Origin of the sequence: Candidatus Aquarickettsia rohweri (genome assembly GCF_003953955.1) — a bacterium.
GTDB classification, from domain to species: Bacteria; Pseudomonadota; Alphaproteobacteria; order Rickettsiales; family Midichloriaceae; genus Aquirickettsia; species Aquirickettsia rohweri.
In genome coordinates this window covers 1-9953 of the sequence record NZ_RXFM01000045.1, presented here as the reverse complement: position 1 = coordinate 9953, position 9953 = coordinate 1, and the positions used below count along the sequence as shown (strand labels likewise).

14 protein-coding genes are annotated in these 9953 nt (G+C 27.1%); 5 read left to right on the top strand and 9 right to left on the bottom strand.

What is annotated here, in order from left to right:
• On the bottom strand, positions 1-154 hold a 154-nt coding region (gene tnpA / locus EIC27_RS08185), incomplete at its 3' end, for an IS66 family insertion sequence element accessory protein TnpA (protein ID WP_410519450.1).
• Positions 155-240: 86 nt separating this feature from the next.
• Here tnpA and EIC27_RS03820 point away from each other — a divergent pair.
• The gene (locus EIC27_RS03820; protein WP_126044814.1) at positions 241-939 is read left to right on the top strand and encodes a hypothetical protein; all 699 of its coding nucleotides are present in this window, start codon (positions 241-243) and stop codon (positions 937-939) included.
• Positions 940-2176: 1237 nt separating this feature from the next.
• Here the strand turns inward: EIC27_RS03820 and EIC27_RS03815 are convergent.
• The 7 genes from EIC27_RS03815 to EIC27_RS03785 form a co-directional block, all read right to left on the bottom strand.
• Positions 2177-2587: a fluoride efflux transporter FluC gene (locus EIC27_RS03815; protein WP_162298322.1), complete on the bottom strand. Its 411-nt coding sequence runs from the start codon at positions 2585-2587 to the stop codon at positions 2177-2179.
• A gap of 138 nt (positions 2588-2725) precedes the next feature.
• Entirely contained in the window at positions 2726-3700 is a 975-nt protein-coding gene (locus EIC27_RS03810) for a DsbA family protein (RefSeq protein ID WP_126044812.1), read from the bottom strand.
• Positions 3701-3797: 97 nt separating this feature from the next.
• Positions 3798-4250, bottom strand: coding sequence for a DciA family protein (locus EIC27_RS03805; RefSeq protein WP_126044811.1), 453 nt, complete (start codon positions 4248-4250; stop codon positions 3798-3800).
• A 14-nt stretch (positions 4251-4264) separates the two neighbouring features.
• Entirely contained in the window at positions 4265-4549 is a 285-nt protein-coding gene (rpsT, locus tag EIC27_RS03800) for a 30S ribosomal protein S20 (RefSeq protein ID WP_126044810.1), read from the bottom strand.
• 13 nt (positions 4550-4562) lie between these two features.
• Complete coding sequence (rpsD, locus tag EIC27_RS03795) at positions 4563-5180, bottom strand: 30S ribosomal protein S4 (protein ID WP_126044809.1); 618 nt, start codon at positions 5178-5180, stop codon at positions 4563-4565.
• 93 nt (positions 5181-5273) lie between these two features.
• Positions 5274-5600, bottom strand: a complete 327-nt coding sequence (zapA, locus tag EIC27_RS03790) for a cell division protein ZapA (RefSeq protein ID WP_126044808.1) — start codon at positions 5598-5600, stop codon at positions 5274-5276.
• 2 nt (positions 5601-5602) lie between these two features.
• Positions 5603-5941 carry a hypothetical protein gene (locus tag EIC27_RS03785; RefSeq protein ID WP_126044807.1) on the bottom strand — a complete coding sequence of 113 codons (339 nt, stop codon included), beginning with the start codon at positions 5939-5941 and terminating at the stop codon, positions 5603-5605.
• 82 nt (positions 5942-6023) lie between these two features.
• On the opposite strand from EIC27_RS03785, the gene EIC27_RS03780 reads away from it, so the two are divergent.
• From EIC27_RS03780 to EIC27_RS03765, 4 genes are read left to right on the top strand one after another with little or no spacing between them, the layout of a single operon-like run.
• A complete protein-coding gene (locus tag EIC27_RS03780) occupies positions 6024-6251 on the top strand; it encodes a Sec-independent protein translocase subunit TatA/TatB (RefSeq protein WP_126044806.1) in 228 nt (75 codons plus the stop codon).
• Positions 6226-6987 carry a twin-arginine translocase subunit TatC gene (gene tatC, locus EIC27_RS03775; RefSeq protein ID WP_205702328.1) on the top strand — a complete coding sequence of 254 codons (762 nt, stop codon included), beginning with the start codon at positions 6226-6228 and terminating at the stop codon, positions 6985-6987. The genes EIC27_RS03780 and tatC overlap by 26 nt, the downstream gene beginning before the upstream one ends.
• Before the next feature lie 5 nt (positions 6988-6992).
• Entirely contained in the window at positions 6993-8270 is a 1278-nt protein-coding gene (serS, locus tag EIC27_RS03770) for a serine--tRNA ligase (RefSeq protein ID WP_126044804.1), read from the top strand.
• Positions 8267-8806, top strand: coding sequence for an RDD family protein (locus tag EIC27_RS03765; protein ID WP_126044803.1), 540 nt, complete (start codon positions 8267-8269; stop codon positions 8804-8806). The genes serS and EIC27_RS03765 overlap by 4 nt, the downstream gene beginning before the upstream one ends.
• A 330-nt stretch (positions 8807-9136) precedes the next feature.
• Here EIC27_RS03765 and EIC27_RS03760 read toward each other — a convergent pair.
• Positions 9137-9953 (bottom strand): outer membrane protein (locus EIC27_RS03760; RefSeq protein ID WP_153183762.1); only part of this gene is annotated, 817 nt, incomplete at its 5' end.

Here is a 9953-nt window from a genome sequence, read left to right as displayed (position 1 = left end):
CTACAAGAATTCTGTGCCATTTATAAAATGTACTTCTCGGCACATTCTTTTGCTTACAAAATTCATATTTACTTACATTACTTTTTTTATATTCTTCTACTAGCTCTTTCCATTTTTCATTACTTATTCTTTTTTTCTTTTTTTCTAATAGCATCATTAGCCTCTATTTTTTTAGGCTTTTGTTCTACCACTTATTTTTATTCTTGCCTAGATGCCCTTATTTTAGCGCTTACGGATAAAATGAACCAAGATACAAACTTTACAGATCTTCAAGAGTATGTTACAAATGTTATTGATGGAATAAAAGAGATAAGCGATAGAATTAAAAATTTCAAAGATACTTATGAAAAAATTATCGAAAATAACCCTATAGCATCTGACCTAAAAGATTCAGTAGGAACACTATCCGAAATTGCTACTGACATTAGAACTCAAAATTATGCACAGTTACTTGCTGATGGAATAGTTTTAGGTAGAGAACTTTCTAAAGTTCCTGGAGATATAAAAGAATTGATCGATACAAAAGGTGGAGAAATTACACAGGATGCACTTGATATCAAAGATGATGTAATTAAATTAGTTGATGATTTACAAAAGCAATTTGCAGAAATTTCTAAGGACATTCAAGCTGGAGGACTTAAAGGTTTTATTGCTGCTATTCAAGATTTAGCAACTGCAGTTCATGAAGATTTATCAACTCTAAATGATATTGGTCATAGTGCAAAAGATATGGTTTCTGTTCTAGAGTCCAAGGGAAATTCTCCAGAAACAAAAAATGGTATTGAAGAACAAGAAGCTCTGGATAAAGCTAAAGATATAGGTTCTCATATGAGCGGCGCAAGTGATATGAAAGATGCAGGTGGCAAAGATGGGCAACAATCACCAAATACACCAGTAGTTGAAAAAAATCAAGGACAAGGACAAGATATAGGAATATAAAACAAAGGTGCTTTATTTTATATATCAATAATTAATTAAAGCACCAATATTTTTTATAAATCTTTATGAGCTGTCTCTAAATCATTGAAACAGTCTAAAAGTTTAAGTTGCAATCAATTTCTTTAATACATTTAGATTTACAATAAATACTCTTTATGCACTCCTCCAAATTATCGAATTCATTATTATAGTCTGAGCTATAATAGTCAAGCATTGTAAATTCACCAGCTGTTTTCAAAATCTTATGAGAGTTATTTCTATAAGCACCTATTAAACTTAAAACTTTATATCTAGTTTCATCATTAAATTTATAAGCTAAATCTGCACTATTTCTGCCTAACTCTACTAGTGATCTAATTTGATAATTGTTATCATAATAAAATGCGTATTCAACAAATATATTGTTGTTTAAATATCTTCATCACCTAAATTTTTAATACTCATAATTTATCTTCTTCATCAAATAAAATAGCTTTTGAATAATTATCTTCCTTTACTAATTTTAAACCCTACACTTGATAATCATTAGCAAACTTTATAGCTAAATGAGATTTATCTTTTCCTAAGGTTCTAATTGCTTTTTTATAAATCAAATTATCATTTGACATATTGTTCCTCCAAGTATGATTTTAAAACTATATAAAACCATAAATTGTATAATTTTCAATACATTAGTGAAATTTCTTCAGTTTACTCTCTTGGCAATCTATAAATGCTATACCTTAACCTGAGCTGCAGATAAGAAGCAAGAAATTTACAGCAAATCTTATAATCATGAAGCGTATTATTACTGGATTGCCACGGATGCTATTGCATCCTCGCAATGACTATTGCTATATATGTTCATCATGAAGGAGGAATGTTAGCACTACACACAGTCATCACGAGGAAGAGACATTGTATCCTACCTCCCACAGTCATCACGAGGGAGGGACTCTAGTCTCGACTATGGTGATCCAGAATTGTTGTAGCATTTATATTTATTGATGCTTTACTGGATTGCCACATAAATCAAGGATTTATTCGCAATGACAAGTCTCTAGAGCTGGATTGCCACGGATGCTATTGCATCCTCGCAATGACTATATCGTTGTTCTTAACTGTATCAAACATTGCTTTATAGTGGCTTCTAGCCCTTTATAGAGCAATTGTTATCGGCAACTCGGGTTATGCCTTATGGTCAAAAAAATTAATGTTAATTTCTAATTTACAGCTTGGTAGGGTTAAATTAAATTCATCATATGATTATATATCGAGCTAAAAGAATACCAAAAAAGCATCCAACTAAACATATAATAACGCTTAGTAAAATATATAGGGAAAAATAATATAAATAGTCATTGTGAAGAAGGTTTACTGCTTCAAGTGCAAATGAAGAAAAAGTTGTAAAGCATCCTAAAAAACCAATAATAACAAAATGCTCTAATTCCGTATTATAATTTGGAAATTTAGTAAGAAGTAAATGCGAAACAAAACCTATTACTGTTGAACCAATAACATTAATAATTAGCGTAGGATAAGGATATATTGCAATAAATTTGCTACTTGGTAATTTAGTAGAAAAAGTAATAATTAAATATTCTGATAAAATAAATCTTGATATACCACCTAACCCAGCACCAAAAAAAACAAAAAAGATTTTATACAAAATATTATAGAAAAAGTAATTTTACTTATTACTTATCATATATGATATAGTAATTATACTCAATTACATTATAATAAAAAAGCTTACGAAAATAACTTAGTAAATCTCGCAAGCTTAGTATACAATTAACTAATGATATTAATTTTGATTATTATTATTCGTATTAACTACATTATTTGGATCTTTTTTATTATTATCGTTATCAGAGTTATTTTCATCAATTACCTCAGAATTTGTGTCTGATTCATTATCATCTTTTTGAACATTAGATGATTCATCATTCACATCTCCCTCTTCATTAGAACCTAAAACTGATATTAATTGGTTATAATTAATATAACCTGGTATCAATTCATCATTCACAATCAAAGTAGGTGTAGATCTAAAGCCAATTAACTTAGCAGCATCAAAATTCTCATCAATTATACGTTTAATTGATGGGTTATTTTCAATTTGCTTAAATAATTTACTAGAATCTATATTTAATGACTTAGATATATTAGCTACTTTCTGATTAAGACTTAGATTGCTTGTATCATCCATCAATGCAAAATGGAATTCTAAAAACTTATCAGGGTATATTTTATTAACAACAAGAGCTAACATACTAGCCTTCATAGATTGCTCACCTAATATTGGTAACTCTTTAAAGACTATGTACACATCTTCTTTACTGTCTATTACCTGCTTAATAACATCAGACATTTTTTTACAATAGCCACAATTATAATCATAAAACGTAACTATTGTATTTTTAGACCTTGGATCACCATATTTTGGATCATTTTTACTATTAAGCAACTGATCTTTATGATCAATAATTACCTGTTGTATTTTTTGCTTATGAGCATTCTGCTGCTTATTTACGTGTGATTCAAGTGCATTAATAATTATATCCGGGTTTTCATTAAGCTCTTCTTCTATAATTCCCTTAACCTCTTTTTTAGTCATTGGCTCGGAATCTTTCGCTTCTTTTTGTGGATCTTTACTCATAGCAGTAGGTTGATTAACCTCTTGCTCTTTTTGACCATTTTTAGAATTTTTATAAAAAGAATACCCTAAAAATGCAACTAATAAAATTAGCAATAATAAAAAAATATTTTTTGTTTTCATGATAATTTATAAATTTTTACTTATGAAAATGCATTATTGCATGAATTTTTTTTAAATGTAAATAAAATTTATAAATAATATGTAAAAATATAATTTATTATTTTAAGTTCTTTGCGATTCTTAACAAAATATCTCTAATTTCATTATCTGTATTACTATTTATTGAGGATATAACACCTTTATCTTTGCCAAATGAATTGTTTAAAAATAAATCTCTCCTATCGCCCTCATAATCTTTATTTTTAGAACCTTTGTTTTTCAAGCCTATAATCTTAATTTTTGATATGTAATCAATGCCTAAATACCTAGAAATTCTTTCGATAATTTTTGGAATCATCATTTGTATTTCAAGAACGTTGCAATGATTATTAATAGTTACTGTTAAAATATTGCCATTATTTTTATGGAATTTAATATCATGAGGAAATACTTTACCTTTTAAATTTGCACCTATTATAAAATCCCAGTCTTTAAATAACTTATAATATAATAATTTTTTTTCTTTTATGAGTGGTCTAATTAAATTATCAACATGTACTCTTAACCACATAATTAATAATAAAATTATGCTTTTGCAGCAGTTGAAATATCTAAGGATTTTACTTTTTTCGCTAATCTACTAACCTTTCTAGATGCAGTATTTAATTTTAAAACTTTTTTTGTTACTGATTTCATTATAACAGATTCTACTTGACTTAAAGTAGATTTAGCTTTTTCAAAATCTTTTGATTCTACTAACTGCTCAAGTTTTTTTGTAAAAGTTTTTATCTTGCTTTTTGTTGATTTATTTCTTAATGCTCTTTTTAAAGATTGTTTGTGAGCTTTTATTGCTGATTTATGTTGTGCCATATATATTATCTAACTATCTTGAATAAAATTCTACTACTAAACTAGGTTCCATTTGAATAGGATAAGGAACTTCAGATAAAGCTGGCATTTTAAGAAAAGTAGCCTGTAACTTAGAATTATCAGCTTTTATATATTCTGGAACATCTCTATCATTCCTTTCTTTAGCTTCAAAAACTATTACTAGCTTTTTTGAAGCTTCCTTAACCTCAACTACATCATTAATTTTTAAAACATAGCTTGGTATATTTACAACTTTTCCATTAACCTTAACATGCTTATGAGTTATAAATTGTCTTGATGAAAACATTGTTGAAACAAATTTTGATCTATAGACAAACGCATCTAATCTTGATTCTAATAATCCTATTAAATTTTCACCTGTATCACCTTTTCTACGACTAGCTTCTTTGTAAATAGATTTAAATTGCCTTTCTCTAATATCTCCGTAATATTTTTTTAATTTTTGCTTAGCAATTAATTGAGTACCATATTCAGTTGTTTTTTTATACCCTGTAACACCATGTACTCCAGGAGGATAATTTTTTTTATGGCATGGATCTTTTTCAGAACCCCACAAGGCAGCACCAATTCTACGGCTAATGCCATATTTCCTATTTAATCTTTTTGACACTATTATTAAATTAAATTTAAATTATTAGCCAAATATAATATAAAAAGCTTGTAAGTCAATCATTTATCAGCATTTTATTATTTAAAATAATGACTATTTTGAATTTTTTAAAAGTATTGTTATTTTATTAATTTGATCAGCGACTAATTGATAACTATCAGATATTAATTTTTTTTCATTATCCACTTGATCAAAAAAACTAGCTTTTAAATCTTTTAAACTTTTTTCTAGCACTTGTATTTCATTTATTAATTGTAAAGATACAACTAATAAAGCTTTTGCATCTGAAATGTTATTATTATTTTTCTTTATATCATTTATAGCTGAATTAAGCTTTTCACTTAAAATAATTAATTCATCACGATTTTCACAATGTAATTTTGTTTGAATATTTCCAACTTTTAATTCTACTTCTTGCATAACTAATTTGTTTTTTTACTTATAATACTTTTTAGTTGATTTATAGAAATATCAATATCTTCACTAACATCCTCATTAATAAGCTTTTCCTCTAAAGATAAATTTTTGCCAAGTTTACTAATTAAATTTTGATTTTGGATATCTTTACTATTTTGTTTATTTTTTATTGCAGAATTTTCTAAATTAGCAATTTCATCTTGAAGTTGAGCATTTTTAATACTTAATTCCGTTATTTTTTTCTCTAGACGCTTAATTTCTTCAATCTTGTTAATTACTACATCATGTAAGTCGTTTAAAGCCAATCTTATTTTATCATCCATAAATTTAGCAGTTTGTTGCATGAAAATATGTTATATAGTAACATCAATCAAATTCATTAAAAAATACGCTACCTAAAACAACATAGCAAGAAATTTTATCATAATGTTAGATATATCATTATCAGAATTATTAATAGTATTAATTGTTGGAGTACTAGTTTTAAAACCTAACGATTTTATTAAAATAATTCATAAATTCAAAATGTTTTATAAAGATTTTAAAAATAATAGTAAAAATGAATATGACTTTTTAGAAAATAAATATTTTGACTATTTAAATCAAGATACAAATATCAAAAAACCTAATGAAGATGAAGATAAAGAAAAATAAAATAAATTTAAAGACCTATACCTTAGAAGAGCACTTAATTGAATTTAAAAATAGATTTCTAAAAATATTTTTTTCATTCATTATTTTTACTATTATAACATTTCAATTTAGTTGGGAAATATTTAATATTCTTGCATTGCCTCTTACAAAAATTTCTAATAATTCCAAAAATTTTCACTTTATATACACTAAACTTACCGAAGGATTTATGACAGAGTTAAAAATATCTTTTATCTCTAGCTTATTTCTAACCTCACCTATTATTTTTTTTCAACTTTATAAATTTCTTGAACCAGGGCTTTATAAAAATGAAAAAAAAGCATTAGTACCATATGTATTTTTTCCTCCTGTATTATTTATGACAGGTATATTAATAGTATATTTTATTGTAATGCCAATAACGTGGAGATTTTTTATTGGATTTCAAAATTTAGATATAAAAAATGGTGTAACAATAATTCTTGAGGCAAAAATAAGTGAATATATTGATTTAATATTAGAATTATTTATAGGTTTTGGTTTAGCATTTCAATTGCCAATTTTACTAATAATGCTTACAAAATTGGACATAATAAACTACACTCAATTAAAAAAATTTAGAAGGTATGCAATAGTATTAATTTTTATTTTAGCTGCTATACTAACTCCTCCAGATATATTTAGCCAATTGATACTTGCACTACCCCTTGTGTTGTTATATGAAATTTCTATAATGCTATGTAAAAAAATAAAATAAACATTATGCACGATATTAAATTTATAAGAGAAAATAGTGAATTATTTGACGAAGGCATAAAAAAAATGGGAATACGCCCCTGCTCTGAAGAAATATTATTTATAGACAACATTGTAAGAAACAATAAAACAAAAATACAACACTTACAGCATGAAAAAAAAGAAATAGCAAAACAAATATCTTCTTTAAGACCTAATGATGAAAATTTTAATTTATTAAAAGAAAAAGGTTATGAAATAAAACATAAGTTAAATATCTTAGAAGAACAAAAAAATGAGGCATTGGAAAAATTAAACAAATTACTTACTACTTTGCCTAACATACCAGAAAAAGACGTACCTTATGGCGAATGCGAAGATGATAATAAAATCATAAGGACTGTTGGGATACCTAAAAATTTTGATTTCAAACCCAAATCTCATTATGATATAGGTGAAAAATTAGGAATAATGGATTTTGAAACTGCAACAAAAATCTCAGGATCTAGATTTGTTATTCTGAAAAAAGATTTAGTAAGGCTTGAAAGAGCACTCGCAACATTTATGTTAGATGTGCATGTTAGAGAATTTGGATTTGAAGAAGTATTTCCTCCAGCTTTAGTACTTGAAGAAACTATGTTTAAAGCTGGGCAATTACCAAAATTTGATGAAGACTCTTTCAAAACTAGCAACGGTTATAGACTGATTCCAACTTCTGAAGTTCCTCTTGTTTGTATGCATACTAATGAAATTATAGCAGAACATGAACTACCTTTAAGACACGTAAGCTACACTCAATGTTTTAGATCAGAGGCAGGCAGCGCTGGAAGAGATACTAAGGGGATGATAAGACAACATCAATTTTCAAAAGTAGAATTAATTAGCATAGTAAAACCTGAAGAATCAAAAAATGAATTAGAAAGATTAACAAATGCTGCTGAGTCAATATTAAAGAAATTAGATTTACCATATAGAGTATCATTATTATGCACCCAAGATATTGGATTTTGCTCTCAAAAAACTTATGATCTAGAAGTTTGGTTACCTTATGAAAAAAGATATAGAGAAATTTCTAGCTGCTCAAATTGTGGATCTTTCCAAGCAAGAAGAATGAAAGCAAGATATAAATCTCTTAAAGATGATAATAATCATTTTGTCCACACTTTAAATGGTTCAGGGTTGGCAATTGGAAGAACAATAATAGCGATTATTGAAAATTATCAAAACTCAGATGGCAGCATATCAATACCAGAAAAATTACAACCCTTTATGCAAAACCAAAAATTAATTGAAATATCAAAATGACTAAAGCTTCAAAAATAAGTACACAATACAACTATGCTACGTTAAATAGAAAAATAATTGCATTTGGAATTGACATTGTAATAATAACTTTTGTGCTCTCTCCAATCATGAATTTATTAACTATGATTCTTTTTGGATTTGATAATAATTCTTTTATTGAGTTTGACAAAAATTTACAACAAGCTCAAAATATGTCTTTTACATCAATATTTGATTCATTATTAATTACAGTTAGTAATCTTAGATATATATTTATGCAATTTATCATGCTTTGCTGTGTGACACTATATTTCCTATTTTTTTGGGCTAAAATGGGTGCATCTATAGGAAAGTTAATTATGCAATGTAAAATATTAGATGCTGATAGCTATAAACCAATAACTATGAGACAGTCTATAAAAAGAATGATAGGACACATTTTCAATTTGTTAACATTAGGAATTGGCTTATTCATGGCTGATTACACTAAAAGAAAACAAGGATTACACGATAAATTTGCCAATACAATTGTTGTTGTAAGAAAAAAAGATAGGTGAAATTTATAAATCTTAATCCTAGTTGCAGATAAGAATTGCTCTATAAAAAGCTCAAAGCAACCATACAGGAATATTTAATACAGTTCGGAACAACGATATAGTCATTTGCGAGCGAAGGCAGTAGCCGTAGTGTGGCAATCCAGAAATGCATCAACAAACGTAAATAAAGCAACATCCCTGGATCACCACGCCACTTTCGTGGCTCGTGATGACTGTGCAGTGTCAACGTCCCTACTTCGTGATGACTGCGAGATACACTATACTTTATGATTAGAAAATTTGTTATAAATTTCTAACTTCTTATCTGCAGTTCGAGTTAATTTATAGAAACTACTTTTTTGGTAACTTATAAATAATGCCTAAAGAAAGGTTATGCCCTTTGAGGGGCTCTCTTTTAACATTTGAAAAAGGACCATGAACACCAGGCCATACATCATAGCTATCAAATCCTTTTACCTTACCATAATTTAAAAATCTATAGCCTAAATTTAACTCTGCATTATTATTAACTTTAAAAGATATTCCACTAGCTAAATTATAAGAAAAATTATTACTTGGTTTAGCACTATAGGTATCTTTTTGATTATTAAATGTTATTATACCATCCAAAGGAGATATTCTAGTATAACCAATTCCTCCACCTATATATATATCAAAGTACTTTGATATGCTTTTATACCTGTATAAATTTAACATTAATGTAGAAATATCTACTTTATGCTTGTAATAATTATTCTTAGCACCTTTTTGCTGCTTATAATCAAATTTCAAATTAGCTTTATTGTATAATAAATCAATCCTGTAATCATTGTTAATATGCCAACCTATTCCAAAATTATAATTTTTCCCTGCATCATAACCTTTATTATCACAGTTATTATTCTTAACACAAAAATTATCTTTATATACTTTTGGCTGTGATTTTAAAATTCCAACATCAGCTCTTAAATATATTTGGCCTTTAAGTTTATTTTTTCTTTTTTCATAATCTATGCCATCATTCAAATACTTTATCTCTTTATTAATTGCATTATCTTTCGAAGTATCGTTTGGCTTATCAATCTTCTTTGTTACTAATTCAACTTTGTTGCTATTTTTGCTATAGTCATACTTTATACTCTGACTATCCTTTGAAGTACTTTCTGTC

Bases quoted from the DNA above. Each gene is read 5' to 3' on its own strand.
- EIC27_RS03810 (WP_126044812.1), bottom strand. From the start codon at position 3,700: ATGAAAACAAAAAATATTTTTTTATTATTGCTAATTTTATTAGTTGCA.
- EIC27_RS03820 (WP_126044814.1), top strand. From the start codon at position 241: ATGAACCAAGATACAAACTTTACAGATCTTCAAGAGTATGTTACAAAT.
- rpsT (WP_126044810.1), bottom strand. From the start codon at position 4,549: ATGGCACAACATAAATCAGCAATAAAAGCTCACAAACAATCTTTAAAA.
- EIC27_RS03780 (WP_126044806.1), top strand. From the start codon at position 6,024: ATGTTAGATATATCATTATCAGAATTATTAATAGTATTAATTGTTGGA.
- zapA (WP_126044808.1), bottom strand. From the start codon at position 5,600: ATGCAAGAAGTAGAATTAAAAGTTGGAAATATTCAAACAAAATTACAT.
- tatC (WP_205702328.1), top strand. From the start codon at position 6,226: ATGAAGATGAAGATAAAGAAAAATAAAATAAATTTAAAGACCTATACC.
- serS (WP_126044804.1), top strand. From the start codon at position 6,993: ATGCACGATATTAAATTTATAAGAGAAAATAGTGAATTATTTGACGAA.
- EIC27_RS03765 (WP_126044803.1), top strand. From the start codon at position 8,267: ATGACTAAAGCTTCAAAAATAAGTACACAATACAACTATGCTACGTTA.
- EIC27_RS03785 (WP_126044807.1), bottom strand. From the start codon at position 5,941: ATGCAACAAACTGCTAAATTTATGGATGATAAAATAAGATTGGCTTTA.
- EIC27_RS03805 (WP_126044811.1), bottom strand. From the start codon at position 4,250: ATGTGGTTAAGAGTACATGTTGATAATTTAATTAGACCACTCATAAAA.